24 protein-coding genes and 2 tRNA genes are annotated in these 25613 nt (G+C 64.8%); 4 read left to right on the top strand and 22 right to left on the bottom strand.

The window, feature by feature from the left end; translation table 11 throughout:
• Positions 1-56: 56 nt before the first annotated feature.
• The 8 genes from wecC to ACSLGO_RS15290 all read right to left on the bottom strand — a co-directional run bounded on the left by wecC (position 57) and on the right by ACSLGO_RS15290 (position 9726).
• The gene (wecC, locus tag ACSLGO_RS15325; RefSeq protein WP_436401425.1) at positions 57-1343 is read right to left on the bottom strand and encodes a UDP-N-acetyl-D-mannosamine dehydrogenase; all 1287 of its coding nucleotides are present in this window, start codon (positions 1341-1343) and stop codon (positions 57-59) included.
• Positions 1324-3231 carry a glycosyltransferase family protein gene (locus ACSLGO_RS15320; protein ID WP_436401424.1) on the bottom strand — a complete coding sequence of 636 codons (1908 nt, stop codon included), beginning with the start codon at positions 3229-3231 and terminating at the stop codon, positions 1324-1326. Before ACSLGO_RS15320 ends, wecC begins: the two co-directional genes overlap by 20 nt.
• On the bottom strand, positions 3231-4121 hold the full coding sequence (locus ACSLGO_RS15315; RefSeq protein WP_436401423.1) for an ABC transporter ATP-binding protein: 891 nt from the start codon (positions 4119-4121) through the stop codon (positions 3231-3233). Before ACSLGO_RS15315 ends, ACSLGO_RS15320 begins: the two co-directional genes overlap by 1 nt.
• Complete coding sequence (locus tag ACSLGO_RS15310; protein WP_436401422.1) at positions 4108-4980, bottom strand: ABC transporter permease; 873 nt, start codon at positions 4978-4980, stop codon at positions 4108-4110. Before ACSLGO_RS15310 ends, ACSLGO_RS15315 begins: the two co-directional genes overlap by 14 nt.
• The gene (locus tag ACSLGO_RS15305) at positions 4977-6725 is read right to left on the bottom strand and encodes a glycosyltransferase family 4 protein (protein ID WP_436401421.1); all 1749 of its coding nucleotides are present in this window, start codon (positions 6723-6725) and stop codon (positions 4977-4979) included. Before ACSLGO_RS15305 ends, ACSLGO_RS15310 begins: the two co-directional genes overlap by 4 nt.
• Positions 6722-7930, bottom strand: coding sequence for a glycosyltransferase family 4 protein (locus tag ACSLGO_RS15300; protein WP_436401420.1), 1209 nt, complete (start codon positions 7928-7930; stop codon positions 6722-6724). The genes ACSLGO_RS15305 and ACSLGO_RS15300 overlap by 4 nt, the downstream gene beginning before the upstream one ends.
• A 72-nt stretch (positions 7931-8002) precedes the next feature.
• On the bottom strand, positions 8003-8452 hold the full coding sequence (locus ACSLGO_RS15295; protein WP_436401419.1) for a hypothetical protein: 450 nt from the start codon (positions 8450-8452) through the stop codon (positions 8003-8005).
• A 272-nt stretch (positions 8453-8724) separates the two neighbouring features.
• Entirely contained in the window at positions 8725-9726 is a 1002-nt protein-coding gene (locus tag ACSLGO_RS15290; protein ID WP_436401418.1) for an LCP family protein, read from the bottom strand.
• Positions 9727-9827: 101 nt separating this feature from the next.
• Between ACSLGO_RS15290 and ACSLGO_RS15285 the strand changes: the two genes are divergently transcribed.
• Complete coding sequence (locus ACSLGO_RS15285; protein ID WP_436401417.1) at positions 9828-10301, top strand: DUF3515 domain-containing protein; 474 nt, start codon at positions 9828-9830, stop codon at positions 10299-10301.
• A gap of 36 nt (positions 10302-10337) precedes the next feature.
• Here ACSLGO_RS15285 and ACSLGO_RS15280 read toward each other — a convergent pair whose 3' ends face one another.
• The 6 genes from ACSLGO_RS15280 to leuC all read right to left on the bottom strand — a co-directional run bounded on the left by ACSLGO_RS15280 (position 10338) and on the right by leuC (position 16900).
• The gene (locus ACSLGO_RS15280; protein ID WP_436401416.1) at positions 10338-11477 is read right to left on the bottom strand and encodes a D-alanine--D-alanine ligase family protein; all 1140 of its coding nucleotides are present in this window, start codon (positions 11475-11477) and stop codon (positions 10338-10340) included.
• Positions 11474-12514 (bottom strand): NAD(P)H-dependent glycerol-3-phosphate dehydrogenase, encoded by a 1041-nt coding sequence (locus tag ACSLGO_RS15275; RefSeq protein WP_387006447.1) that lies wholly within the window; start codon positions 12512-12514, stop codon positions 11474-11476. Before ACSLGO_RS15275 ends, ACSLGO_RS15280 begins: the two co-directional genes overlap by 4 nt.
• Positions 12511-13269 (bottom strand): lysophospholipid acyltransferase family protein, encoded by a 759-nt coding sequence (locus ACSLGO_RS15270; protein ID WP_387006450.1) that lies wholly within the window; start codon positions 13267-13269, stop codon positions 12511-12513. Before ACSLGO_RS15270 ends, ACSLGO_RS15275 begins: the two co-directional genes overlap by 4 nt.
• Before the next feature lie 10 nt (positions 13270-13279).
• A complete protein-coding gene (murA, locus tag ACSLGO_RS15265) occupies positions 13280-14605 on the bottom strand; it encodes a UDP-N-acetylglucosamine 1-carboxyvinyltransferase (protein WP_325787314.1) in 1326 nt (441 codons plus the stop codon).
• Between the two features lie 222 nt (positions 14606-14827).
• Positions 14828-15427, bottom strand: a complete 600-nt coding sequence (gene leuD, locus ACSLGO_RS15260; RefSeq protein ID WP_436401415.1) for a 3-isopropylmalate dehydratase small subunit — start codon at positions 15425-15427, stop codon at positions 14828-14830.
• A gap of 9 nt (positions 15428-15436) precedes the next feature.
• Positions 15437-16900: a 3-isopropylmalate dehydratase large subunit gene (gene leuC, locus ACSLGO_RS15255; RefSeq protein WP_436401414.1), complete on the bottom strand. Its 1464-nt coding sequence runs from the start codon at positions 16898-16900 to the stop codon at positions 15437-15439.
• Between the two features lie 143 nt (positions 16901-17043).
• On the opposite strand from leuC, the gene ACSLGO_RS15250 reads away from it, so the two are divergent.
• A complete protein-coding gene (locus ACSLGO_RS15250; protein ID WP_055240772.1) occupies positions 17044-17763 on the top strand; it encodes an IclR family transcriptional regulator in 720 nt (239 codons plus the stop codon).
• A gap of 46 nt (positions 17764-17809) precedes the next feature.
• Positions 17810-18232, top strand: coding sequence for a potassium channel family protein (locus ACSLGO_RS15245; RefSeq protein WP_091603877.1), 423 nt, complete (start codon positions 17810-17812; stop codon positions 18230-18232).
• Positions 18233-18234: 2 nt separating this feature from the next.
• On the opposite strand, the gene ACSLGO_RS15240 is transcribed toward ACSLGO_RS15245, so the two are convergent.
• The gene (locus ACSLGO_RS15240) at positions 18235-19242 is read right to left on the bottom strand and encodes a thiamine-phosphate kinase (RefSeq protein WP_226802610.1); all 1008 of its coding nucleotides are present in this window, start codon (positions 19240-19242) and stop codon (positions 18235-18237) included.
• 80 nt (positions 19243-19322) lie between these two features.
• Here ACSLGO_RS15240 and ACSLGO_RS15235 point away from each other — a divergent pair, with 80 nt between their 5' ends.
• Positions 19323-19862, top strand: coding sequence for a DUF1697 domain-containing protein (locus ACSLGO_RS15235; RefSeq protein WP_091603871.1), 540 nt, complete (start codon positions 19323-19325; stop codon positions 19860-19862).
• A gap of 51 nt (positions 19863-19913) precedes the next feature.
• On the opposite strand, the gene ACSLGO_RS15230 is transcribed toward ACSLGO_RS15235, so the two are convergent.
• The 7 genes from ACSLGO_RS15230 to ACSLGO_RS15200 all read right to left on the bottom strand — a co-directional run bounded on the left by ACSLGO_RS15230 (position 19914) and on the right by ACSLGO_RS15200 (position 24759).
• A tRNA-Glu gene (locus tag ACSLGO_RS15230) sits at positions 19914-19986 on the bottom strand.
• 89 nt (positions 19987-20075) lie between these two features.
• Positions 20076-20147: transfer RNA gene (locus ACSLGO_RS15225), tRNA-Gln, on the bottom strand.
• A gap of 133 nt (positions 20148-20280) precedes the next feature.
• Complete coding sequence (locus tag ACSLGO_RS15220; protein ID WP_436401413.1) at positions 20281-21024, bottom strand: HAD family hydrolase; 744 nt, start codon at positions 21022-21024, stop codon at positions 20281-20283.
• 7 nt (positions 21025-21031) lie between these two features.
• Positions 21032-22552 carry a glutamate--tRNA ligase gene (gltX, locus tag ACSLGO_RS15215; protein WP_436401412.1) on the bottom strand — a complete coding sequence of 507 codons (1521 nt, stop codon included), beginning with the start codon at positions 22550-22552 and terminating at the stop codon, positions 21032-21034.
• Positions 22553-22585: 33 nt separating this feature from the next.
• Positions 22586-23179 carry a hypothetical protein gene (locus tag ACSLGO_RS15210; protein ID WP_436401411.1) on the bottom strand — a complete coding sequence of 198 codons (594 nt, stop codon included), beginning with the start codon at positions 23177-23179 and terminating at the stop codon, positions 22586-22588.
• A 4-nt stretch (positions 23180-23183) separates the two neighbouring features.
• Positions 23184-23957, bottom strand: a complete 774-nt coding sequence (locus ACSLGO_RS15205) for a fumarylacetoacetate hydrolase family protein (RefSeq protein ID WP_152227380.1) — start codon at positions 23955-23957, stop codon at positions 23184-23186.
• Between the two features lie 40 nt (positions 23958-23997).
• Positions 23998-24759: a DUF1648 domain-containing protein gene (locus tag ACSLGO_RS15200; RefSeq protein ID WP_436401410.1), complete on the bottom strand. Its 762-nt coding sequence runs from the start codon at positions 24757-24759 to the stop codon at positions 23998-24000.
• Positions 24760-25613 lie beyond the last annotated feature (854 nt).

The following is a 25613-nucleotide window of genomic DNA, read 5'->3' as shown; positions in this document are numbered from 1 at the left end:
CCTCAGGGCGGGATGGGCGGCGGCCGCCAGCCTGCGGGCTGCCGTTTTTCCCGTACTCAATTCCGCCAGAACCCTCGTGTGTCCACGACTCGGCGGCCGGCCAGTTGTTCCGGTGTGATGTCCCGGAAAGCGTCATGATCTACCAACAGGGCAACGACGTCCGCCTGCTCCAGCGCTTCGTCCGTCCCCTGCAGCGAAACGTTGGGCGCGTTTTTGAGTTCAAGGGGCAAAGCTATGCCGGGAAAGGGGCTTCCAACGGTGATTCGGGCCGCGGGGTTGCGCGCTGCCAGTTCCCGGATGATCTGCACAGCCGGTGACTCACGGGTGTCATCCACGTTGGCTTTGAACGCCATACCCAGTGCGGCAATGACCGGGGCTTCCAGGCCTTCTGCAGCTTCCTCGATGGCGGCGACCACATATCCGGGTTTGGAGTCGTTAACCTCCCGTGCGGTCTTGATCAGCTTTGCGTTGTGCGGGTCTGCGGCAACGATGAACCAGGGGTCAACTGCGATGCAGTGACCACCCACACCGGGGCCGGGCTGGAGGATGTTGACGCGTGGATGGTGGTTAGCCAGCTCAATGAGGTTCCAGACGTCGATACCGAGGTTGCCGCTGATGACTGAGAGCTCGTTGGCGAAGGCTATGTTCACGTCCCGGTACGCGTTCTCCACGAGCTTCGCCATCTCGGCGGTGGTGGCGTCGGTCAGGTGGATGCCGCCCTGGCAGAAGGTGCTGTAGAGAGCCGCGGCGGATTGCGCTGCCGCGGGAGTCAACCCGCCGATGATCCGGTCATTTGTCACCAGTTCGATCATGATCCTGCCCGGGAGGACCCGTTCCGGGCAGTGGGCGAAAAGGACGGCAGGTTCGGCGCCGTCGGGCCCGGCAGCAAGGTCCGGACGGTGGGCCATGATGACGTCCGCCATGTGACGGGTGGTCCCGGGCGGGGAGGTGGACTCCAGGATTACCAGGTTTCCGGGACGCAGCTGCGGGGCAATGCTGCGGGCAGCCTGCTCGATGTAGGCCAGGTCTGCGCTCTTGTCCTCCTTGAACGGCGTGGGAACGGCAACGATGTAGGCGTCCGCCTGCGGGACGCTCCCGGTGGCCGTGAGGTAACCCTGGCTGACTGCCCCGGCAACGTGCACACCCAGGTCCGGCTCCACGAACGGCACGCGGCCCTCGTTCACCGCTTCCACCGTGTCCGGGTTAACGTCCACACCGATAACATTCAGTCCTTTGCCGGCCAGGATGGCCGCGGTCGGCAGGCCAATGTACCCGAGGCCAACGACGGCGACGGTCTTGACGTCTGTTTGGATCTCTCCCGGATTAAAGGTCTGTATGATCACTCGGTCCCCCATAGAATTTCAGGTCTCCGCCGGCCAGCAGCTCGCCGTCTGCAATTTGCCAGGTGTGGCCGGCCGCTGAACGGATTTGGTAGTAGTTGAAGCGGTCTGCCGAGTAGATCCTCAAGCCATCCGATGCCGCTGCTCGCAGGAACCCGGTGTCCTCCCCGATTCCGACGGGCGGAAAAGGATTGTCCAGGGCAAGGCTGCGCGGAGCCGTAATTGTTGGTCCCATGACGAAGTCCGTATAGCGGTGCTCGCGCTCGCCGTAACGCAGCACTGTGGCCTTTGACGCGGCCAGATGCACGTAGTGGGCCTGCTTGCCCACTATTTCAGCCCCCGAGTAGTCCAGGGCGTAGAGCTGGTCGCTGAGGTAGTGGGGCCCGTAATGGTCATCGTCATCAATTTTGGCGACGATCTCACCGCCCGCTGCCTGGATGCACCGGTTCAGGCACTCCCCCAGCGGAACCTCGCGTCCGGCGGTGAGCACCCTCACGTTTTCAAGACCGCTGGAGGCCGCGAGCTCCCGGAGCGTTTTCGCATCAGCTTCAAACCCGTGGGTCAGCAGCACCAATTCAACGTCCACGTCCTGCTGGGCTGCCAGGGTGCGGTACACGTTCGCGAGCTGGTGCGGCCGGATGGTGGGTACCAAAGCCGAAACGGTGGGCCGGCGCAGCGGGCGGTGGTGCTTAGGCGCTGCTGCCGCCAGCACAGACTCGGCGCGGTGGGCGTAGGTATGCTCGGCCCAGATGCGGCGCTGGGCAAGATGCACAGTGCGGTCGTTCAGTTCCGGATTGCGCACGAGTGCCTTGGTCAGCAGAGCCGCTTCTGCCCGGTCATGAGCCACTGGCACCTCATGCGGAGCGAAGAACCCGCTTACCGCAGCGCTGGGCGTAGTCACCACCGGGGTTCCGGAGGCACTGATTTCGAATATCCGTCGGGCGCACATACTGGGTGAGTCGACCACGGAGTTTACGTTCAGGAAGACCTTGTAGCCCTGGTAGGCGGAGAGCATCTGCTGGTAGCTGAGGGAGCCGACGACGCGCGAATCCAGCGGCGCCGGGAACTGGTATGTGGCATCGCCGCCGAGCTTTCGGGAGAAGATCTCCAGGCCAAGCGGCAGAGCGGCTGATGCGTCCAGTGCGCCACCGAGCAGAAGATCCATCTGTTCCCTGCGTTCGGGGTACTTATGGGCGAAGTACATACCCGCGAATGCGATGTCCCGGGCATGACGGCCATACCGGGGCCTGGCGGGATTGTGGATCGCAGGCTGGGCAGCGAAGGGCAGAACGGCGACGTTCCGGTGTCCCAAATCCCGTTCATAATGCTCAATCCGGCGTTCGTCGGATGTGAAGACGACATCGCACAGTTTCGCGGCTGGCAGGAAATCGTCGTAGTGCGGAGGATCTTCCTTGTTCCAGAAGACACTGGGAATTCCATGCTCGCGGCAGTATCCGAGAAGATCCGCCAGCGGTTTCGCGGGCCCGGCGGGTGCTGCGATCTTCCCTCGCCAGAGGCGTTCGTTACCTGCCCAGGCCGATTCGATGAAGACCATGTCTACTTTGGTCTCCTGGAGTTGGGTCTGCCACAGGACAGGATCCAGGGCCAGGGTAGTCCATTCGCAGGCGAAGGCCTGCGCCGAGAACTCGTCGAGAATGACGCCGACCGTGAGGTCAGGACGCCGTGGCGGTCGCCCTGCGGGTGCAGCCGCGGGGAAGGACAGCCTGCGGCGGGAACCGCGCCCAATCCACCCGGCTTCGATCCCGCGGGTGTTGGCCGGATTGGCAAAACCGCGTTCCGCCCGCCGGCGGATCCGCCACTCGCGCATCTGTGCCGGCCCACCGGCGCGCAGGTGCCATAGCCCTGTCCGAAGGTCTGAAATCTCCGGCATTAGCTACCCCTCGCGCTGCGGCGCCCGGTGGCGCGCTCTACAACCTGGGTGACCTGCAGCGACTCCATCGCTTCGGTGCGTAGCTTGGCAACGGAGATGTTGTTTCCCTTGGAAAGCTGCTTGGTGAAGTCTTTGTAGGCTTTCACCACCTCACGAGGCTCGCCGTCCATGAGGAGGTCCCCCTTGTCCATCCAAACCACGCGGGAGCACATCTTCAGGACCGTATCCAGGCTGTGGCTCACCAGGAACACGCAGCCGGCGTTGGCACGCAGCTCGTCCATGCGTTTGCGGCTGCGGTCTGCGAACTGTGCATCACCGGTGTTGAGCGCTTCGTCGATGAGTAGGATCTCAGGATCGATGCTGGCCGCAATGGCGAACCGCAGGCGCGAAGACATACCCGAGGAGTAGGAGCGCATGGGCAGATGGATCGCTTTCTCCAGGCCGGACAATTCAACAATCGAGTCGAACTTCGCCTGGATCTGTTCATGGGTCAGCCCCATGGCGAGGCAGCCGAGCACTACGTTGTGGTCCCCCGGCAGCTCCGGCACCAGGGCCGCGTTGACCCCTAGCATGATGGGAGTGCTGGAGGCATAGACCCCGCCGCGGTCCGGTGCTATCTGCCCGCTAACCAGCTTCATGAGTGTGCTCTTGCCGGATCCGTTGCGGCCTACAATGCCGATGGATTCACCGCGCATCGCCACGAGGGACATGGTATTCAGGGCGTTGACGGTCACCATATTCTGCTGGCCGGCAACCCGCTGGACCAGTCCGCGCAGTCCGCCGGGCCGTCCTGCGGATTCACTGGACGGAACCCGGTAGCTCATGCTCACTTCATCGATGACCACACAGGGGTCCTCGGCGAGGAACTCAAGATCTTTAAGCGCGTCCATACGTCTCCTCCGCCCGCCAGAAGTAAACAGCGCCGATGGCGAGCGCTCCGAAGGCCCAGGAGGCGAGGATGGCCCAGGACTGCCAGTCCGGAGCCTGCGCATAGAGCAGGCAGTCGCGCACAATGTCCAAGACGTTGAAGAGCGGGTTTAGCTGGACGATCTGCAGCAGCACCGGGTGGTCGATGAACCGTTCGTAGCTGTAGAAAACGGCGCTGGCGTACATGAGCGCACGCAGCGCGAAGCTGAGCAGATGGACTACGTCGTTGACCTTGGAAATAACCCGGGCGAGGATCAGGCCCACTCCAAGGTTGAAGATCCACTGAAGTGCCAGCGCCGGCAGGATCAGCAGCCAGCGCCAGGTGACTTCTTCCGTGGGCGGCAGGACCATCACAATGAGCACCATGACTATCAGGACCGGGATGTTCGCGAAGAGTTCCCGCATGTTCACGGCTATGGGCAGGGTTGCCCGCGGAAAACTAAAAGCCTGGATGACGGCGCGGTTCTGCTGGATGGACCGGGCGCCGTTGGTAATTGAACGGGCACTGAACTGGAACAGGAAGATGCCGATCACCAGATAGCCCACGAAGTTCTCGATGCCCGCGCCTGTCTGCAGCAACAGCCCGAAGATCAGATAGTAGGTTAGTCCGTTCAGCACCGGGTTCAGGATTAGCCAGATGCTTCCCAGCCGGTCGCGTCGGTTTCCGCTCTGCACCCGTGCACGGGCATCGTAGGAAATGAAGTGCCGGTAATCCCAGACTTTGATCAGATAGTCCACGAACCCCGGGCGGGCGCCCACCCGCTGCAGCCTCCGGAAGTCCACCGACAGCGGCTGAACTGCCTGTTTGGTTTCCGCCGTCATGGTTTCCGTTCCTCGGTAAGTGAGCCGTACAGCCCGTTCGCTCGCCGGGCCATGGTTGCCCAGGTCCGCTCCGCCAGGACTTTCGTCCGTCCGGCTCTGCCCATCCGGACGCGGAGGTCCGGATCCCCGATCAGGGTGCTGAGCCGGTCTGCCAGGTGGGCCGGGTCCCCCGGACTGGCCAGCAGGCCGTCCCGTCCGTCATGGACCAGTTCCGCGAGCGCGGGCAGGTCACTGGCGGCGACTGGCCTGGCGCAGGCCATCGCTTCCACCGGCTTAAGCGGAGTCACCGCACGTGTCACGTCAAGATCCTTCCGAGGCACCACGAAAACGTCGATTGCCTGATGGTGGAGGCGGGCCTGGTGCCGCGGCACCCTACCCGTAAAAACTACCCGGTCAGCTACTCCGAGTTCGGCAGCAAGCCGCCGCAGCGACGGTGCTGCCGCTCCGTCGCCGACTATAAGGCAGAAGAGTCCCGGATGCCGGGGTACGAGGACCGCGAACGCCCGGATTAGGTCGTCGATCCCCTCGTAGCTGACCAGGCTGCTGACTGTGCCAACTACAGGCCCTGGTTCCTGCAGGCCAAGCGACCGGCGGGCTTCCCGCGGGCTCAGCGGGTTGGAAAGGAAATCCTCGCCGACGGCGTTGGGCAGCAGGAGAGTCTTCTCCGCGGGTACGCCGGCCCCAAGGACTCCATCCAGCATTACCTGGCCGAGGGTCACCACGGCGTCCGCGCTACGCATCACGCAGGCTTCGCGTTCGATGAACATCCGGTACCGCTCGGACTTCCGCGCGTCCGGCCCTCGGGTCGAGGCCCAGGTGTCTGCCAGCTGTCCGCGGACCTCATAGACCCAGGGAATGCCCAGGGCGTTGGCTACGGCACGGACTACCAGCCCGTTCACGAAGTGGGTGGTGGTGTGCAGCACCGTCGGGCGCAGGCGCAACGCGAGGGCGAGCAGTCCCTCGGCCTGCTGCTGCAGGCGGGCTGCCATGCCACGGGGCAGTGCGCCAGGCAGGAGCCGGTGATAGGTGACGCCGTCAATGGCGTCCTGATCCGTGGCGGTAAGCCGTCCGACCTGAACGGGGTAACCGATCCGCGTCACAGCGTGGACTTCCCAGCCTTGTTCGGTCTGGGCCTTGAGCAGGGAGTGGGAACGCTGAGTGTAACCGCTTCCGGTGTGCGGCAGCGAGTTGGTGAGCAGGTGCAGGACGGTGGATTCACGCCCGAGGTAGCCGCGAACGGCATCGAGTGTAGGTTCCCAGCCCTGGAACACGGACAGTTCACTGGCCAGCCGTTCTCGGAAACGCCGTTCAGCTCCGCTCCCGGCGCCCGAAAACATGCCCACCGCTGCAGTCATCTCTCCGCGGTGCCAAGCCAGCCGTGCTGCAGCGGCGGCTTTGCCGGGGACCGCGGACGGAACCGGAGCCAGGAGGGTTTCGGTCAGATCCGGGTAACCAGCCGCCGTGGCAACATCCGCCAAGCGAACCGCAGTCCGGGCGCCGGGCCCCGCTTCAGCGGCTTGCAGCATCCGTTTCCGGGCGCTTTCAGGATTGCCGCGGATGACGTCGGCCAGGGAAGGCATAAGAACACCGGGCATGGCCGCAGCGGTGCGGGCCGCGGGGTTTACCAGTGCCGGAGGCAGACGGCGCGCGGCCTGTAGCGCCAGGACCGCCGGGTCTCCGCCTGCGTGTTCGAGGGCAGTGGCGGCCGCGAGGCGGAAGTTCCGCAGGATACTCGCTGCATTCAAGACCGGTCCCGGCCTTTCGCTGCCACTGCGGCAAGCAACTCGGCGTAAGACCGTCCCAGAGTGTCGACGTTGGCGTTGAGTTCCACCCAGTCCCGGCCTAAGGTGCCGGTCAGGAGACGGCTGCGGTCCTGTGCGAGTTCCTTCCACAGTGCCGCGATCAGGGCAGGGTCAGAGCGCACAACGTCTCCGGCCCTGGACTCTTCGATGATTTCCCGTGCTTCGCCCAGGACGATGCCGGTTACATGGCGTCCGACGGCCAGAACCTCGTAGGTCTTGGAAGGAATCGTGGTCTCAAAAGATTTCCAGTCATCGCGCAAAGAGATCACGCAGGTGTCCGCGCGGCGGTAGAAGCTCATGACCGCCTGGGTTCCCTGCACCGGTTCGTGGAACTCCACCGGTGCGTCCAGCGCCTCAGCCAGGGCCCGAAGGCTGCGGCGCCGGACACCGTGTCCCACCATGGTCAGGCGGACATAGTCCCGGGATAGTGCTGCCGCCTTGATGATTGTTTCCAGCCGCTGGCTCTCTCCATGGTTGCCTAAATAGAGGACCTCAAGTCGGTCTGCCTCGGCCGGCGGCGGGGGCAGAAGTTCGCGGGTTGTGGTATCAATCCCGTTGGTAATGGTTGCTACGTTCTGAAGGCCGCGGTCCCGCAGGGTGCGGGCGAAACCGTGTGTCACGGTGACGATCAGGTCTGCGCGCTGCTGGATAGCAATGATTGCCCGTTCTACAAGGCTTTTGGCCCCGCCCTGGATCAGCCGCGCGTCGCGGGCAATATCCGGCCAGGCATCACGCATGTCGGCTACCAGAGGCACCCCGCGCATTTTTGCGACAAGGTAGCCTGCCCCGAGGATGGGCAGTGACGGGACGGTGGCTACGATGACGTCGGGCCGCGGACCCATCAGCGCGGCGATGACGCTTCCTGCTGCTGAAAAACACTGATCCGCGAACCGGCCCGTACGGGTCGTGGGGTGCCAGAGATATGGAGCTCTGCGGACCGATTCTCCATAGCGTCCACGGTCCGTGCGGAAAGGACGGCCGGCCACCTTCCGGGGCAGGGTGCGGCGCCCGGCAGGCGAGTGTGCCACGGGAGCCACAACTTCGACGTCCCAGCCCAGATCACGGAAGGAACGGATGAGCTGGGTCCAGCGGCGCTGGGGCGGACTGTGCTCCGGCAGATATGAGTGCGTGAGCAGTTGTGCGCGCAAGTTGGTCCCCCGAATCCGGGGGCACGGTTATAGACCCCCATATAAAGCAGGGTCAGTCTACCTAATGTTCACTCAGTTTTTGCCTTGCGCGGTTCTTGGGGAGCCTTTTTGCAGCTTGAGATAGTACGCAACTCCGGCACCTGCCAGCGCGAGGAAGACGGCGCTGCGGGTGAGCCAGTGGGTGCTCCAGTTGGTTCCGGAGTCTGCGCTCACCCGGTCCGTAGCTGCCACGGCCTGCTCTGCCGTGGGGGCGGGGGTCGGCTTCTTTACTGCGGCCGACGCGGCCGATTCGGTAGGCTGCCGTTCTTTTTTGTCTTCCTTATTAGCGACTTCAGGCGTCGGTTCGGGCGCGTCGGTTTCCTCAGCGGAACCCAGGGCATCGATGACGGTGTTTGTGGCGGGGTCCCACCGCAGGTCAGTGTAGAGGCCGGTATTGGCATCGATCAGGTTGTTAGTTCCGGGCTCGATGAGGTACCCGGTGCCGGGATGGACGGCGTAACCCGCAAATGGATTGCGCTGCACGGTTGTCTGGGTCGGGCCGGGAGCTGGTGCTGGAGCCGGGACGGGAGCTGGTGCCGGGGCGGGCGCGGTCGAAGGCCCCGGTGCAGGTGTAACCTCCGGTTGAGGATCCGGTGCCGGGGCGGGAGGAGTTTCAGCCGGGGGCTCAGTCTCCACAGCAATCGGGGGCAGCTCCCCGTCTACGGCATATGCGGGGAGAGCACCCAGACCGGCCGTCAGCAAAGCTGCCGCTGCGGCCACGCGCATGGCTGTGCTTCTGGGGCTGCTCATCCTAGTTACTCTCCATTCAGGCCGTGGGCATACTGAGCCACAGTATCGGTTTTCAGGGCCTCGGAAAGACCGGTAACGGCTGCCTCGTCAGGCAGGACGATTGACTGCCCATCCGTGGAAGTCCCGATCCCGGCGTTCGGCAGGGTGAACATCTCGATGTCCCCGGACCTCACCCCGCGCAGTTCCACGGCGAGCCCCCCAACCCGTAGCGCGTCCAGCCTTTCGTCAACACTCAGGTAGGGTGCTATGGCCCCGGTAGCGGCGGAAAGCCGGAGCGGGTTGCCCAGAGTCTCAGCGGAGATCAGCTTCGTCAGCAGGCCGCGCATAAACGCCTGCTGGTTCCGAACCCTCTGGTAGTCACCGTCCGCGAACGCATAGCGTTCACGGACAAACTTCAACGCCGAGTCACCCTGCAGGGTCAAAGGCCCGGCAGCGAAGTACTCACCATTGGCACCCTCTGACTGGAAGGCCTGGGCGTTGTCCACTTCAACCCCGCCCAGGGCGTCAGTGAGGCCCTTGAATCCTTCGAAGTCAATAACAGCTACGTGGTCGATCGGCACGCCGATCATGTCCTGGAGGGTTTCCACCATCAGCGGCACGCCGCCCAGGGCCATCGCGGCATTGATCTTGTGCTCGCCGTGCCCCGGGATCTGAGTCCAGGTGTCGCGCAGAATGGACATCACGTACACCGAAGAGTGGTCTCCGGGAACATGCACAAGCATCATTGTGTCGGACCGCGCGTCCGCTCCTGGCTCCCGGGTATCAGAGCCGATCAGCAGGATGTTGCGGGAGTCCGCAGCCGCGCTGGTTTTTTCCGGCGAGTTCTCCGGGAAGGCACCGGCGATCGTTTGGGTCCCTTCGTTGAAGGTCCGTGCAAGGTTCCATACATATCCCCCGGCCATGGCCCCCGCGACAAGGACCAGTACCAGGAGCACGAGGATAGTGGCCCGCACGGGATGCCGCTGCCGAGCCCGTTCCTCCTGTACGTCCGAAAAGAAGTCCGTCACTGATCAATCTTTCTACTTACCCTTGTGGTTTTCGTCAGAGCCTACTACCGCGGCACCAATCCGATTCGAGGCACACGCGGAAGGACGGATACGCTGGGAGCATGAAATTCCTTCCGGCAGCCATATCAGCCGGCTCTCTGGTTCTGGCCGCGGTCCTGACCGGCTGCACTCCCGCCGCAGACGTCGAAGCCGCTCCGGACGCGGCAAATCCCGACTGCGCCACCGTCATGGTTTCCATGCCGGAGAACCTAGCAGGCGCGGACCAGCGGGAAACCACCAGCCAGGGTACCTCCGCGTGGGGCAGGCCGGCCGAGATTATCGTCCGCTGCGGAGTTCCTGTTCCCGGCCCCACGACCGACGCCTGCGCAACCGTAAACGGAGTGGACTGGGTGCTGCGCGAAGAGGGCAGCCTGTGGACGGCCACAACGTACGGCCGGGATCCGGCGGTCGAAGTACTGTTCGACACCGGGAAGGTTGCCTCCTCCACCGTGCTGGTGGAGCTTCAGAACGCCGTGTCCCGCATCGAGCAGACGCGCGAATGCGTCGCCACGAGCGACGTCGAGCTTCCGGGCTAGCCAGAAGCCCGGGCCGCCCGATAGTCCGGACAGACGCTAGCGCAGGCCCGTTGGGCGCTCGAGCGCCAGGGAAATGAGCTCGTCGATGAGTTCGGTATACGGGAGCCCGGACTTGGCCCACATCTGCGGGTACATGCTGATCGGCGTAAAGCCGGGCATGGTGTTGATCTCGTTGATCACCAGGTTCCCGTCCGGGGTGTAGAAAAAGTCGACGCGGGACAGGCCCTCGGCGCCCACTGCTTCGAAGGCTACGGACGCCAGTTCCCGCACCCGGGTGGTGACGTCGTCGGGCAGGTCTGCCGGGCAGCTCAGTTCCGCTGCGGCGCCGTCAACATACTTCGCTTCGAAGTCGTACCATTCGTGGCCGCCGTCATTGACCGCGATTTCACCGGGCTGGCTGGTGCGCGGATCATCGTGTCCGCGGCCCTGCAGGACGGCCACCTCGATTTCACGGCCGGTAATGCCGGCTTCGATGACAACCTTGGGATCGTGCTGCCGTGCCGTTTCGACGGCGGCACGCAGCTCCGCTGCTTCGGTCACCCGGGTGATGCCCATGGATGAGCCGGCACGCGCCGGCTTGACGAACAGCGGGAACGCAAGCTTCGAGGCGCGCTCCAGGCATGCATCGGCGTCCTGGGCCCACTGGCGGTCCGTAATGACCTCGTACGGTCCAACGGACAGGCCGGCGGCAGCGAACACCACCTTCATGTAGTGCTTGTCCATCCCGACGGCGGAGGCCAGGACCCCGGCGCCGACGTAGCGGATATCCGCCATTTCCAGCAGGCCCTGAAGCGTGCCGTCCTCACCGAACGGTCCATGCAGCAGCGGCAGGACGACGTCGATCCGTCCCAGGGAGCGCGGCATTGCGTCGGGTGCGTGGGAGACGAGCTCCTGGGAACCGCCGTCGCTGGAGATCACGACGGATTCGGGTCCCGCAGTGATCTCCGGCAGGGACTCCGAGCGCAGTGACCACTGTTCCGGGTCCACGGAGACCAGCGACCACTGGCCGTTGCGTGCGATGCCGATGGGAACGACGTCGTACTTGCTGTGATCGATTGCCTCGAGCACGCCGGCCGCGGTCACGCAGCTGACCGAGTGTTCGCTGGAGCGCCCGCCAAAAAGAACGGCTACGCGCGGCTTGGAGCCGCCGGCGGAAGAAACGGGCTGGACGCTCATGATGCGTGTACACCTTCGGGTTTGAGTTCGCGGGCCAGCAGGCGCGGGCCCAGTTCGTCTACTGAAATGGCGCCCTGCAGCACTGCAACGACGTTCTCGGTAATGGGCATGTAGACACCCAGCTGGGTGGCACGGTCCAGCACCGCCTGGGCGGACTTGATGCCTTCCGCCGTCTGGGCCATGGTCTCAGTCACTTCATCCAGGGTGAGCCCCTGGGCCAGGAGCCGTCCCGCGGTGTGGTTCCGGGAGAGCGAAGAAGAACAGGTGGCGATGAGGTCGCCCATGCCGGAGAGGCCAAAGAGCGTTTCGGTCTTGCCTCCCAGCGCTACGGCAAGCCGGGTGGTTTCGGCCAGGCCGCGGGTCATGACCGATGCCTTGGTGTTGTCTCCCATCTGCTTTCCCTCGCAGATGCCCACAGCCAGCGCGATCACGTTCTTGACGATCCCGCCGATCTCCGTGCCAATCACGTCCGTGTTCGTGTACGGGCGGAAATACGGAGCCGTACAGGCTGCCGCAATCCAGCCGGCAACGGCGAGGTCCGAGCACGCCACCACGGAGGCGGTGGGTTCCTCGCGGGCGATTTCCATGGCAAGGTTCGGCCCGGAGAGCACCGCAATGCGGTTCTCAGGCCACTCGAGTTCCTCGGCGATGACCTGGCTCATCCGGGCGTCCGTTCCAACTTCCAGCCCCTTCATCAGGGACAGGATCACGGCGTCTTTCGGAAACAGGCTGCGGAATTCGCGCAGCCGCTCCCGCAGGGTTTGGGCCGGGACCGCAAGGACTACCAGCTGGGCTCCCGCGAGCACCTCCGCAGCGTCTGCGGAGGCCCGCAGGTTCGCCGGCAGGACGGTGTCCTTGAGGTACCGCGTATTGCGCCGGGTGTTGTTGATTTCTTCGGCTGCCTCGGGCCGGCGGGCCCAAATCTGGACCTCGGCCTTGCGTGCGGCTCCGGAATCAGCGGCGATCTTGGCGAACGTTGTCCCCCAGCTGCCCGCGCCGAGCACGGCCACTTTTCCGGGAAGAGAGTCGGTTGTCACTTCTTCTTCTCCTCTTCAGGATCGTAGCCGCGTCCTACCGCCTTCTGTCCCTTGCGGGACGGGTCCCAGCGCTCAGCGGGGGCGGTTTCACCCCGCAGGGACGCCACCAGGGAGCTCAGCTCGGCCATGATCCTCTCCGTTGCTTCCTCCAGCACGGTCTTGGTCAGCGGAACCCCGCGCAGGTCTGAGAGGTCAACCGGCGTACCGACCAGCACCCGCACCCGCTTGCGGGGAAACAGGTGCAGCATCTTGCCGTAGCGCGGCAGTACGTCCTGGGCACCCCAGTGCGCTACCGGAATCACCGGCGCGCCGGTCTGGAGCGCCAGCCTCGCCGCACCGGTCCGTCCCTTCATGGGCCACAGGTCAGGATCCCGTGTGAGCGTTCCTTCCGGGTACACGATCAGGGCGCCGCCGGCGTCGACCACCTGCTGGGCTCCCTCGAGGGAGGCCGCGGCTCCGGCTCCCCCGCGCTGGACGGGCACCTGCTGGGTGGCCCGCAGCGCCGGGCCGAGCACCGGGGCCTTGAACAGGGATGCCTTGGCCAAATAGCGCGGCAGGATCCCCTGGTTGTAGAAGAAATGTCCCACCACGAGCGGATCGATTTCAGTCACGTGGTTCGGGCACGCGATGAATCCGCGGCCCTTGGGCAGGTTCTCCGTTCCTTCCCAGCTCCGGCCCATCATGAGGTTCATGGCGGGCCGGACAATTGTCGCCAGGATGGTGAACGTGACCCGTGACTTTCTCGATTCGCTCATGGAGGGAAGCTTACTTCCCGTCCGTGACGTCGAAGTCCGCGCCAAGGCCCTCGAGTTTGTCCAGGAAGTGCTCGTAGCCGCGGTTAATGAGTTCGACGCCGGTGACACGGGACGTGCCTTCGGCTGCCAGGGCAGCGATCAGGTGGCTGAATCCCCCGCGGAGGTCGGGGATGTCTATCTCCGCGCCCCTGAGCTGCACGGGTCCGGAGATCACGGCCGAATGGAGGAAGTTCCGCTGCCCGAAACGGCAGGGAATGCTGCCAAGGCACTCGCGGTGCACCTGGATGTTCGCGCCCATCCGGATCAGGGCATCAGTGAAGCCGAAGCGGTTCTCATACACCGTCTCATGGACAATCGACACGCCCTCGGCCTGGCTCAGGGCCACCACCACCGGCTGCTGCCAGTCGGTCATGAAGCCGGGGTGCACGTCCGTTTCGAGGACCAGCGGATTTAGCTTGCCGCCGGGGTGGTAGAAACGGATGCCGTCGTCGTCGACGTCGAACGCGCCGCCGATCTTGCGGTAGATATTCAGGAAGGCAGTGAGGTCCTGCTGGTCTGCGCCTTCAACGTAGATGTCGCCCTTGGTGACCAGGGCGGCCGAAGCCCAGGACGCTGCCTCGTTGCGGTCAGGCAGCGCACGGTGGTTGTAGCCGGTGAGTTCCGGTACGCCCTCGATGCGGATCACGCGGTCCGTCTGGACCGTGATGATGGCGCCCATCTTCTGGAGCACTGCAATCAGGTCCAGGATTTCGGGCTCGACGGCGGCGCCGCTCAGTTCCGTAATGCCCTCGGCACGCACCGCTGTGAGCAGTACCTGCTCAGTGGCCCCCACGGAGGGGTACGGCAGCTCGAGCTTGGCGCCCTTGAGTCCCTTGGGCGCGGAGATCGAGATCCCGCCGGGACGCTTCTCCACCAGGGCACCGAAGTTCCGCAGCATCTGGAGGTGGTAGTCAATGGGCCGGTCGCCGATCTTGCAGCCGCCCAGGTCCGGAATGAACGCCTCGCCAATGCTGTGCATCAGCGGTCCGCAGAGCAGGATCGGGATGCGGGAGTCCCCCGCGTGGGCGTCGATGTCACGGGACGCGGCGGTCTTGGCGTCCTTGGGATCCATCAGCAGGTCCCCGGTGACGGGGTCCTTGGTAACCTCCACGCCATGGAGCCTCAGCAGGGACGTGACAACGTCCACGTCCTTGATCTCCGGGACATTGCGCAGCAGCGACGGCGAGTTGCCCAGCAGTGCTGCCACCATGGCTTTGGGAACCAGGTTCTTTGCTCCGCGGACCGGTACTTTGCCGGTGAGGGGTACACCACCACGGATGGTTAGAACGCTAGCCATGAACACCTGTTTCTTTCGTTTTTAAATGCCCCCGAGGCCATAAGAGACTGCCTCCTAAGCATAGGAGCAAGCCTGCCTTTCCCGAAATAAACAGGCGGCCGGGAGCGCGCCGGAACTCGCAGAGTCCCGTCGCGGGAGCAGAAAAGTGATGGGCCTTCCCCGAACGGGAAGGCCCATCAATAGTACTGCCGCAGCACAGCCCGACAGAAACCGGGAGGGTACTTAGCTCCGGGCAGGAAGCGTCGTCGGCTTGAATCCGGGGCGGCGCGCCTCGAAAGCCGTGATGTCCTGTTCGTGCCGCAGCGTCAGACCGATATCATCCAGGCCTTCCAGGAGGCGCCAGCGGGTGTAGTCGTCAATGTGGAACGGCGCGGTGACAGTGCCGCAAATCACGGTCCGGGCCTCGAGGTCAACGGTCACCTCGGTACCCGGGGATTCTTCGAGGACCTTCCAGATCAGCTCAATGTCATCCTGCGCTACCTGTGCCGCGACGAGGCCCTGCTTGCCGGAATTGCCGCGGAAGATGTCCGCGAACCGGGAGGAGAGGACGGCGCGGAAGCCGTAGTCCTTCAGTGCCCAGACGGCGTGCTCACGTGAGGAGCCGGTGCCGAAGTCCGGCCCGGCGACCAGCACCGAGCCGGCACTGTAAGGCTCCTGGTTCAGGATGAACTCGGGATTCTTGCGCCAGCCGGCGAAGAGCGCATCTTCGAACCCGGTCCGGGTGATGCGCTTGAGGTAGACGGCAGGGATGATCTGGTCGGTGTCCACGTTGCTCTGCCGCAGCGGAACGCCGATTCCGGTGTAGGTGGTGATCTTTTCCATGGTGTTCTCCTAGGCGGCAGCGGTGGCGGTGGAACCGGCGGCTGCGCCGGGCAGGGGGTCAAGGTCCGACGGCGAGCTCAGCGTTCCGCGGACGGCGGTTGCTGCGGCGACCACTGGCGAGACGAGGTGGGTGCGCCCGCCCTTGCCCTGGCGGCCTTCAAAGTTGCGGTTGGAGGTAGAGGCGCAGCGCTCTCCCGGCTCCAGCTGGTCCGGGTTCATGCCCAGGCACATCGAGCACCCGGCGAAACGCCACTCGGCGCCGAAGTCCTTGAAAACCTGGTCCAGGCCCTCGGCCTCGGCTTCCAGCCGAACGCGTGCGGATCCCGGAACCACCATCATGCGGATGTTTGGATCCTTCTGCCGGCCGCGGATGATGTCCGCGGCAATGCGCAGGTCCTCGATGCGGCTGTTGGTGCAGGATCCCAGGAACACTGTGTCCACCCGGATGTCCTTCATGGGCGTGCCGGCCTGCAGGTCCATGTATTCAAGGGCGCGCTCGGCAGCTGCCCTGGCGTTCTCGTCCCCGAAATCCTCCGGCGAGGGAACCGACTCCGAAAGTGAAACACCCTGGCCGGGGTTCGTACCCCAGGTGACGAACGGTTCCAGCTCGTTGGCATCCAGGAACACCTCTTCGTCAAAGACAGCGTCCTCGTCGGTGACCAGGGACTTCCAGTGCTCGACGGCGGCGTCCCAGTCCGCGCCCTGCGGCGCGTGCGGCTTGCCCTTGAGGTAGGCGAACGTCGTCTCGTCGGGCGCCACCATGCCGGCCCGGGCCCCGGCTTCGATGGACATGTTGCAGATGGTCATGCGCGCTTCCATGGACAGCGAGCGGATGGCCGAGCCGCGGTATTCCAGTACGTAGCCCTGGCCGCCGCCGGTACCGATCTTTGCGATGACCGCGAGGATGATGTCCTTGGAGGTCACGCCCGGTTTCAGGGTGCCCTCCACATTGATGGCCATGGTCTTGAACGGCTTCAACGAAAGGGTCTGCGTGGCCATGACGTGTTCCACCTCGGAGGTGCCGATGCCCATGGCCAGTGCGCCGAAGGCGCCATGGGTGGAGGTGTGGGAGTCGCCGCAGACAACGGTCAGCCCCGGCTGGGTGAGCCCGAGCTGGGGACCAACCACGTGAACGATGCCCTGTTCAGCGTCGCCCAGCGGATGCAGCCGGACACCGAACTCCGCACAGTTGGCCCGCAGGGTCTCGATCTGGGTGCGGCTGACGGGATCCGCGATGGGCTTGTCGATCGCCAGGGTGGGGGTGTTGTGGTCTTCCGTCGCGATCGTGAGATCGGGACGGCGGAGTTTCCGGCCGGCCAGGCGCAGTCCCTCGAAGGCCTGCGGTGAGGTGACCTCGTGAACTAGGTGCAGGTCAATGTAGAGCAGGTCCGGAGCGCCGTCGCTGCCCTTGGTAACTACGTGCTCGTCCCACACCTTCTCGGCGAGCGTCCTGCCCGCTGCGTGCTCTGCCATTGCCATCTGCTCCTCGCCCGGCGCAGGTTCCGGCGCTATTGCCGGGTCCTGCGGAATCCTGATGGATTAAGACAACCAGCATCCCCGGCACCCTGCCAGTTTTCCGGCTTGCATCTCAGATATTGAGACGGCAATATCATCTTATGGACAACTCAAGCGGTGTAGGCGTCATCGACAAAGCGGCCATGGTGCTCGACGCGCTGGAAGCCGGACCGACTACTTTGGCGCAGCTCGTCGCGGCTACGGGCCTGGCCCGGCCCACCGTTCACCGGCTGGCCCTGGCGCTGATGCACCACCGCCTGGTGGGACGGGACATCCAGGGCAGGTTCGTTCTGGGCAGCAGGCTCGTTGAACTGGCATCCGCTGCCGGGGAGGACCGCCTGATCGCCTCCGCCGGCCCCGTACTGCTGGCGCTGCGGGACGCCACCGGGGAAAGCTCGCAGGTTTTCCGACGTCAGGGCGAGTGGCGGGTCTGCGTCGCCTCCGCCGAGCGGCCCATCGGCCTGCGCGACACGATTCCGGTGGGCACCCAGCTGTCCATGAAAGCCGGCTCTGCCGCGCAGGTACTGCTGGCCTGGGAAGACCATGACAGGCTCCTCGAAGGACTGCAGAACGCCCGCTTCACTCCCACTGTCCTGGCCGGTGTCCGACGCCGCGGCTGGGCGCAGAGCCTGGGCGAACGCGAGCCCGGCGTGGCGTCTGTATCGGCCCCGGTTCGTGGCCCCTCCGGCCGGGTGATCGCAGCAGTGTCCATCTCCGGCCCCATCGAGCGCCTGACCCGCCAGCCAGGGCGCATCCATGCCGAGGTTGTGTCCAAGGCCGCCCAGCAGCTCACCGAAGCACTGCGCACCAATACCGACTAGGCCGCCGTCGGCCTATCGTAGGAAGCCCGGGCTCAAAGGAGCGGGCATGAAACGGTTGCACGTCCTCTGGAACATCATCCGCGTCACGAGCGCCGACGTCGTTTTCTATGGCTTTCTTGCGGTGTACGTTGGTGCCGCCGTGGTGCTGCCGCTGTTTGAACCTGGAATTCCACGGTTCGGAGACGCGCTGTGGTACCTCTTTGTGTCGTTTACCACCATCGGGTTCGGTGACTTTGTTGCCGTGACGTTCGTGGGCCGGCTGCTGACAGTCCTGGTCTCGCTCTACGGCATACTGGTGGTCGCGCTGACCACCGGTGTCATTGTCGGCTTTTACAACCAGCTCATCCGCGCCCGGACCCGCGGCACCCTGCAGTCAATAGTCAGGGAACTGGAGCATCTCCCGGAGCTGAGCAGGGAGCAGCTCATCGATTTGTCCCGGAGGGTGCGGGAGCGGCACCTGCTCGACTGAGCTCAGCCGCCGAAGTGGTCCCAGCCCACGAACGCCGGCTCGGCACCGGCTACGGTTACTACGCTGGCACCGTCCCCCGGGGCACGCGCAGTGCCTACCCTCCGGAATCCGCGCGGAAGCTTCTGGCCTGGAGCGAAAGCGGCCAGGAGACCGTGGTCTTCTCCCCCGCCCAGGACCCAGGACAGCGGATCGGCTCCCAGTGTCGCTGCGGGGCCCGCCAGCGGTTCCGCCTCAGCCCGCAGGGCCTCCGGGTCCAGGTCGATCCGGACGCCGGATGCTTTGCCCAGGCGGCCCGCGTCGCGCACCAGCCCGTCGGAAATATCCATCATGGCGTGCGCGCCGGCTGCAGCGGCCGCGGGCCCGGCCGCCAGCGGCGGGCATGGACGGGACTGCGCAGCGGTGAGGGATCTTTCCCGGCTGCCCAGCTCCGCGTACGGCAGGGAACTCTCCAGCAGTGCCAGCCCGGCCGCTGCCTGCCCCAGTCCGCCGCAGACGGCAAGCACGTCTCCGGGGAGGGCGCCCGAACGCAATACGGGGTTCTGTTCCTGGAGGTCTCCGGTCACCGCTGCCGTGACCACAAGCTGATTTCCGCGCCCCAGGTCTCCGCCGGCCACTGTGCAGTTCTCCGCTCCCAACGCACGCAGGGCCGCCGAAAGGCCGTCGGCGAGACCTTCGATCCAGGACACCGGGGTTTCTCCCGGAAGAGTCAGGCTGACGGCGAGGGAAGTAGCCACGGCACCCATCGCATTGATGTCGGAGAGATTCTGCGCGGCGCACTTCCAGCCGACGTCGTAACCGGTGGTGCGGTAGCCGCCGGGCCATTGGAGGCGGAAGTCCTGGTCCTGGACCAGGGTGTCGATTGAGAGGACGCTGCGGCCGTCAGGCGCGGCAACCACGGCGGCATCGTCGCCCGGGCCCAGGAGCATACGCGGCCCTCCCAGCCGGGGAAAGATTCGGGACAGCAGTTCCCCTTCGCCAAGCTCTGCCACTGTATGGGGGAAATCTGCCACGGGAACCGCTTCCTTTTGCCTGCTGTGTACCGGTGTCCCATTATGCTGCACGGCCGGATTCTCCGGAGTAACCTAGGCCTATGAATGAACCTGCGGGCGCCCGGTACGCCATCCTGCTCAGGGGCGTGAATGTTGGCGGAGTCACCGTGAAGATGGCAGATCTGCGCAACGTACTGGAAGGGCTTGGACTCGAACACGTGCGCACGCTGCTGGCCAGCGGGAACGCCGTCGCTACGTCCGGTTGGGACCGCGCGGAAATTAAGGTGCGGGTTGAGGAGGCGCTGCGCAGCGCTTTCGGTTATGACGCATGGGTCATAGTGCTCAGTGTGCCCCGGGTGGCCGAGCTGGCCGCCGCAGTTCCGTATGCCCCGGACAACCCTGAGGTCCATGCCTACGTCACCTTCTCCTCGGATCCGGTAGTTCTGGATGAACTGACGGACCGCGCGGAAGCTGCCGGCGCGGAACAGGTCCGGCTGGGGCCCGAAGCTGTGGCCTGGACGGCGGATAAAGGTTCCACCCTTGAGTCGCCCTTCGCCAAGGCGGCAGCTAAACCGCGCTATAAATCAGCCACTACTACGAGGAATCTGCGGACCCTGCAGAAAATTGCGGCAGCCGAATAGCGGATAGTAAAAGGAAAGGTCCCGGACATTTCTGTCCGGGACCTTTGTCGGTGACCCCAGCGGGATTCGAACCCGCGTTACCGCCGTGAGAGGGCGACGTACTAGGCCGCTATACGATGGGGCCGTTTGCTTCACTTGCTACGTGAGCTCAACGAGTATTTCATACTCATTGTTTATTTCTCAAATCCGGCTAATAGCCTGATTCGATGAGCGCTGGGATACCAGGACTCGAACCTAGAATGACGGTACCAGAAACCGTTGTGTTGCCAATTACACCATATCCCAATGTGCTTCTTTGGGCCGTTCCAGACCTTCAAGATCCGGCTTCAACCCCTCAGCACGAGTTATTACTATACACGGGTTCCGGCCGGAGTACAAAACGGGCCGGGAACCATCCCCCGCCGGTCCCGGGGCCTCCTCAGCTCGGGAGCTCCGACCCGGAAACGACAGCCGTCACGGCAGTCAGGTCCCCCGCGACCGGCAGGTCAGGATACGCAGCACGCAGCTCGGGATTGCCGCTGCGTTCAATCCACAGCGGTTTCAGGCCGGCGTTCAAGGCCCCGCGGCCGTCGACCACAGGGTTGTCCCCCACATAGAGAGTCTGCGCGGGAGCCGTCCCCAGCAGGCGCACGCCTTCCAGAAAGATTGCCGGATCCGGTTTGGCGGCATCAACTGCATCAATGCCCACCAGGATCCGGATGCGTTCCAGACCAGCGGCGTCGAGCTTTGCCCGCTGGTAGTCATGCACGTTGTTGCTGACGGCACCATAAGGAATCCCCAGCACATCCAGTTCATCCAGGACGGGCATTACGTCGGTGAACGCCTGAAAATGCTGCGGCAGCGTCTGATCGTAGGCGGCATTCCACGCTTCTGCGGCGTCATCGTCGAATGCCGGCAGACCGTGAACTTCCTGGGCGTGGGCTACCCGCAGCAGCCGCTGCCGGGAAAAGCTGAGTTCCCCGGCCAGGTACTTGTCGTAGTAGCCCTGCGGATCAGCCGCGTAGAGGTGCTGGTACGCGGCCCAGTCCTCTTCAGTGAAGTGGGCCAGGTCCTTCGCACTGATTTCCCGCAGCGTGTTGCCCATGGCGGTGCGGAGGTCCACGAGCGTCTCGTCGATGTCAAAGAGCACACCCGTGGGCCTGCCGCTCCGCCGTTCATTCACGGGTTGCCTAAGCCTCCGCTGCGCGGAAGGCACGAATCCGGGCCAGGGATGAATCCCTGCCCAGGATCACCATTGATTCGAAGAGCGGCGGGGAGATCCGGCGGCCGGAGACGGCGGTGCGGACCGGGCCGAAGGCCAGCCGCGGCTTGATGCCCATCCCGTCAACCAGCGCTGCGCGAAGTGCGGTCTGGATATTCTCTGCAGTCCACTCCTCCACAGGCTCGAGAGCGGCCAGGGTAGCGTCCAGCACCTCCGTGAGATTCGCCGGCAGTCCCTTGCGCGCGTCGTCGGCAACGTCAATCGCGTCGTCTGACTTGAAGAGGAAGCCGAGCATCTCCGGTGCCTCGCCCAGCAGGGTGATGCGTTCCTGGACCAGGGGCGCGGCTTCGGTGAGGATTTCCTCCTCGCGTTCCGTCAGCTGCTCCCCCACCAGGCCGGCATGCTGCAGGTACGGGACCAGGCGGCTGCGGAAGTCAGCGGCATCCAGCATCCGGACGTGGGTGCCGTTGATGGCCTCGGCCTTCTTGATGTCGAAGCGGGCAGGGTTGGAGAGCACATCGTGGATGTCGAAGTTCGCCACGAGCTGCTCCACCGTGAAAATGTCCTCGTCCGCGGAGAGGGACCAGCCCAGCAGGGACAGGTAGTTCAGCAGGCCTTCGGGGATGAAGCCCCGTTCGCGGTGCAGGAACAGGCTGGACTCGGGATCGCGCTTGGAGAGCTTCTTGTTCCCGCCGCCCATCACGTAGGGCAGGTGCCCGAACAGCGGCATGTACTGGGCCACTCCGACGTCGATCAGCGCGCGGTAGAGTGCGATCTGGCGAGGCGTGGAGGAAAGCAGGTCTTCGCCGCGGAGGACGTGCGTAATCCCCATGAGGGCGTCGTCGACCGGATTCACCAGGGTGTAGAGCGGAGCACCGTTGGCGCGCACCACCACGAAGTCCGGAACGGTGCCGGCCTTGAACGTGATTTCACCGCGGACCAGGTCTGTGAAGGTGATGTCCTCGTCCGGCATGCGCACCCGCAGCACCGGCTCGCGCCCCTCGGCCTTGAAAGCGGCGATCTGCTCTTCGGTCAGGTCCCGGTCAAAGTTGTCATACCCGAGCTTGATGTCGCGTCCGGCGGCGCGGTGCCGGGCTTCAATTTCCTCCGGCGTGGAGTAGGACTCATACAGGTGCCCCGCATCCTTGAGCTTGGCAATGACGTCCTGGTAGATCCCGCCCCGCTGGGACTGGCGGTACGGCTCATGCGGACCGCCCACGTTGACGCCTTCGTCCCAGGTGATGCCCAGCCAGTCGAGCGCGTCGAGGAGCTGGAGGAAGCTCTCTTCACTGTCGCGCGCCGAGTCGGTGTCCTCGATGCGGAAGATCATCTTGCCGCCGGTGTGCTTGGCGTAGGCCCAGTTGAACAGGGCGGTACGGATCAGGCCCACGTGGGGCGTGCCGGTCGGGGACGGACAGAAACGGACCCGCACCGGAGTGTTGTCGTCGACGGTGGGAAGATCAGCGAAGGAAGAAGGCTCAGTAGTCATGGTTCCTCCAGTTTAGTCGCTGCGGCCAAACCCCTAGGCGTTGAGGCCCTCGAGGAGCATAAACAGCCCTCCACCAATCATTGCGCCGGCGGCCGCTGACACCAGGGGAAGCTGCCAGCCGCTGCGGAACCGGAGAGCCAGCAGCGCTACCAGGATCACCGCGGCCGCAGCGGGCAGGACGGGACCTTCCGTCATGCTGGCCAGCAAAACAGGAAGAACGACGGCGGCAGCACCGGTGCTGACGGCGCTCCAGTCAAGCGTCACGGCGCGGCCCAGTACCAGCACGGTCCCGTAGGAGGCCAGCATGGCGAAGACCGCGGCGGCCAGCACCCGCGGTCCGTCGAGCCAAAGGATCAGCCGAAGCAGCATAAAGCACAGCGCACCGGCACCTAGGATGACCGGTGTTACCGGCGCCCGGGCGATCGAAGCACGCAGGTCACCGGCACGGTCCAGCGAGCGGACCAGCAGCCACGGAAAAACCAGCAGGAGCAGCACTGTACCCAGCCCCCAGCCCCAGGCTGCCGCCGTCGTTATTCCGCTGCTGACCGCGGCAAGGAGGAACACGGCACTCCACAGCACACCCGGAAGCAGGTTCCAGGCCTTCGTGTTCCGTGCTCCCCCGGCCACGCCGCTAGCCGCGGACGATGTTGGCGAGGGTGCCGATGCCCTCGACCTGGATTTCGATCCGCTGTCCCTCGGTAATTTGTCCGACGCCGGCGGGAGTGCCGGTCAGGATGATGTCGCCGGGCAGGAGGGTGAAGGCCTGGGAGACGTAGGAGACGAGTTCCCGGACGCCCCAGATCATGTCGGAGGTGTTGCCGTCCTGCACCAGGTCTCCGTCCAGGTAGGCCTTAATGGACAGGTTGTCAGTGTCCAAGTCGGTTTCGATCCACGGTCCGATGGGGCAGGAGGTGTCGAAGCCCTTGGCACGGGCCCACTGGTTGTCGGTGCGCTGTGCGTCTCGGGCGGTGAGGTCATTGGCGCAGGTGTAGCCGAAGACGACTTCGTCCACGCGTTCCAGCGGAACGTCCTTGCAGATCCGCCCAATGACGACGGCGAGCTCGGCTTCGTAGGAGACTTCCTCGGAGAAGGAGGGCAGCACTACGGGATCGTTCGGTCCGATCACCGAGGTGTTGGGCTTGAAGAACATCAGCGGAGCCGGCGGAACCTCACCTCCCATTTCAGCAGCGTGGTCGGCATAGTTCTTGCCGATGCCCACCACCTTGCTGCGGGGGATGATCGGTGCAAGCAGGCGGACGTCCTCCAGCTTGTGCCGTTCACCGGTAAGCTGCACCCCGGAGAAGAACGGGTCCCCCTTGATCACGGCGATTTCTTCATGGCCTTCTTCACCGTCGACGACGCCGAAGGCTGGGTCACTGTCCTGGATAAACCGAGCAATACGCATGGGTTCAAGCCTAGTCGAGGATCGGCGTTTCCCGCTTCGTTTAGAGCGCTGCCGCCAGACCTGCCACGAGGGGGACGCCCGCGAACAGCATCAGGAAGAGAACGACGGCGGCACGTCCGGCGCGGTTGCCGACGTTGACGGTGATGCCCATCCCGCTCCCCCGCCGTTTCGAGACCAGGATTCGGGGATCTGTTGAATCGTTGTAGAGGACCCCGGCGAACCACAGCCCGTCTTCAGCGGCTTCCTCTGCCGTGGGATGGATGCCGCGGGCAGCAGCTGACCGCCGGGCGTTACGGGTTTCATAGGCATAGGAAGCCATAAGTGCCACGAGCATCAGGGGCAATAGGACGAGCACGGGCCAGACGGACACGGAGTCGGGGGTCCGCCATCCGGCCACGGTTAAGCCACCTATGACGCCTGTTAGCCCCAGCGAGCACGTTCCGAGAGCCAGAACAGTACCGCGGATGTTGCCTTCACGAACGGACGCTTCCCACTGACTAGGCTGTTTCTCCTGAGGTGTCATGGCAGGAGCAGCTGCCGAGACCAGTGCCAGAAAGAGGCACATGCCGGCGGCAACGTTCAGTGCCAGGAACACGGCTCCAAAGGACTTCGGTTCCCAGCTGTCCGGGGTAACGTCCATTCCCCAGTGCGTGGGGACCGTATCCGGGAGGGCGCCGTACACCGACGCACCGTGCACATAAAGCGCAGCAATGAGCAGTGCTGCAGTCCAATGTGGGACCCAGGGCAGCAGCCGCCTGGGGCGTGTAGTTGCGTCGGCAGGCGCGTCAGAGTGATTCCCCATCCGAGAACCCTAGCAATGGACTGCTACCGGCTGGGACTATCTGGATTCCCAGCCGTCGTGGCCGGTGGGGCCGCTGGGGTTCTGCGTGGGCGGTGGTTCCCAGCCATCGTGGCCGACGGGGGCTCCTGAGGTCATGTTCCGGTGGTGGTTCCCAGTCGTCGTGGCCGGTGGTGCTGCCGGGGTTCCGCATCGACGGTGGTTCCCACCCGTCGTGGCGGGTGGTGCCCCTGGGACCCGCATCGACGGTGGTTCCCAGTCGTCGTGACCGGTGTTTCCGATGGGGTTGCGCGGGGGGCGGTGGTTCCCACCCGTCGTGGCAGATGGGGCTCCCGGGGTTGCGCGCCGCGGTGGTTCCCAGTCGTCGTGGCCGGTGTTTCCGATGGGACCCGGTTGTTGCAGTGGTTCCCACCCGTCGTGGCGGGTGTTTCCGATGGGGTTGCGCGCCGCGGTGGTTCCCAGCCCTCGTGGCCGGTGGTGCCTGGTGTGGTCCCGGAAGGGGCCAGGAGTCACGGGGGCTGGGAAACCCTGTGACGGCCGCGGGCAGGTCGCGGACCTGGAACCCTGGCCCCCGCGGCCGGCGGTGCCACCACAACGCAGACCGGTTCCCCGGCCCGGCCGGCTGTTCCGGTCCCCATGTTCAGGCCGGGGGCCGGGGAACGGGGAACGGGGAACGGGGAACGGGGAACGGGGAACGGCTGGCTAAACACGTAAAGGGCCCGCACCAGGGTGCAGGCCCAAAGAACACACACGATCAGCGCGGGCCGCCGGCCCCGGTACCCGTGTCCGTCCCCGGCCCCCGGCAATTGTCCGGGCAAACGGTCCGGGCCGGCAACCAGCCCCCAGACCGGCCACCC

Source organism: Arthrobacter sp. IK3 (assembly GCF_051337705.1).
Lineage (GTDB): Bacteria > Actinomycetota > Actinomycetes > Actinomycetales > Micrococcaceae > Arthrobacter_B > Arthrobacter_B koreensis.
Note: the sequence above shows the minus strand (reverse complement) of the source record. Positions and strands in the feature narration are given on the sequence as shown.

What these genes read in the sequence shown, in the direction of transcription:
- ACSLGO_RS15320 (WP_436401424.1), bottom strand. Translation starts at nt 3,231, where the DNA reads ATGCCGGAGATTTCAGACCTTCGGACAGGGCTATGGCACCTGCGCGCC.
- ACSLGO_RS15315 (WP_436401423.1), bottom strand. Translation starts at nt 4,121, where the DNA reads ATGGACGCGCTTAAAGATCTTGAGTTCCTCGCCGAGGACCCCTGTGTG.
- ACSLGO_RS15310 (WP_436401422.1), bottom strand. Translation starts at nt 4,980, where the DNA reads ATGACGGCGGAAACCAAACAGGCAGTTCAGCCGCTGTCGGTGGACTTC.
- ACSLGO_RS15285 (WP_436401417.1), top strand. Translation starts at nt 9,828, where the DNA reads ATGAAATTCCTTCCGGCAGCCATATCAGCCGGCTCTCTGGTTCTGGCC.
- ACSLGO_RS15280 (WP_436401416.1), bottom strand. Translation starts at nt 11,477, where the DNA reads ATGAGCGTCCAGCCCGTTTCTTCCGCCGGCGGCTCCAAGCCGCGCGTA.
- ACSLGO_RS15270 (WP_387006450.1), bottom strand. Translation starts at nt 13,269, where the DNA reads ATGAGCGAATCGAGAAAGTCACGGGTCACGTTCACCATCCTGGCGACA.
- murA (WP_325787314.1), bottom strand. Translation starts at nt 14,605, where the DNA reads ATGGCTAGCGTTCTAACCATCCGTGGTGGTGTACCCCTCACCGGCAAA.
- leuD (WP_436401415.1), bottom strand. Translation starts at nt 15,427, where the DNA reads ATGGAAAAGATCACCACCTACACCGGAATCGGCGTTCCGCTGCGGCAG.
- leuC (WP_436401414.1), bottom strand. Translation starts at nt 16,900, where the DNA reads ATGGCAGAGCACGCAGCGGGCAGGACGCTCGCCGAGAAGGTGTGGGAC.
- ACSLGO_RS15250 (WP_055240772.1), top strand. Translation starts at nt 17,044, where the DNA reads ATGGACAACTCAAGCGGTGTAGGCGTCATCGACAAAGCGGCCATGGTG.
- ACSLGO_RS15245 (WP_091603877.1), top strand. Translation starts at nt 17,810, where the DNA reads ATGAAACGGTTGCACGTCCTCTGGAACATCATCCGCGTCACGAGCGCC.
- ACSLGO_RS15235 (WP_091603871.1), top strand. Translation starts at nt 19,323, where the DNA reads ATGAATGAACCTGCGGGCGCCCGGTACGCCATCCTGCTCAGGGGCGTG.
- gltX (WP_436401412.1), bottom strand. Translation starts at nt 22,552, where the DNA reads ATGACTACTGAGCCTTCTTCCTTCGCTGATCTTCCCACCGTCGACGAC.
- ACSLGO_RS15205 (WP_152227380.1), bottom strand. Translation starts at nt 23,957, where the DNA reads ATGCGTATTGCTCGGTTTATCCAGGACAGTGACCCAGCCTTCGGCGTC.
- ACSLGO_RS15200 (WP_436401410.1), bottom strand. Translation starts at nt 24,759, where the DNA reads ATGGGGAATCACTCTGACGCGCCTGCCGACGCAACTACACGCCCCAGG.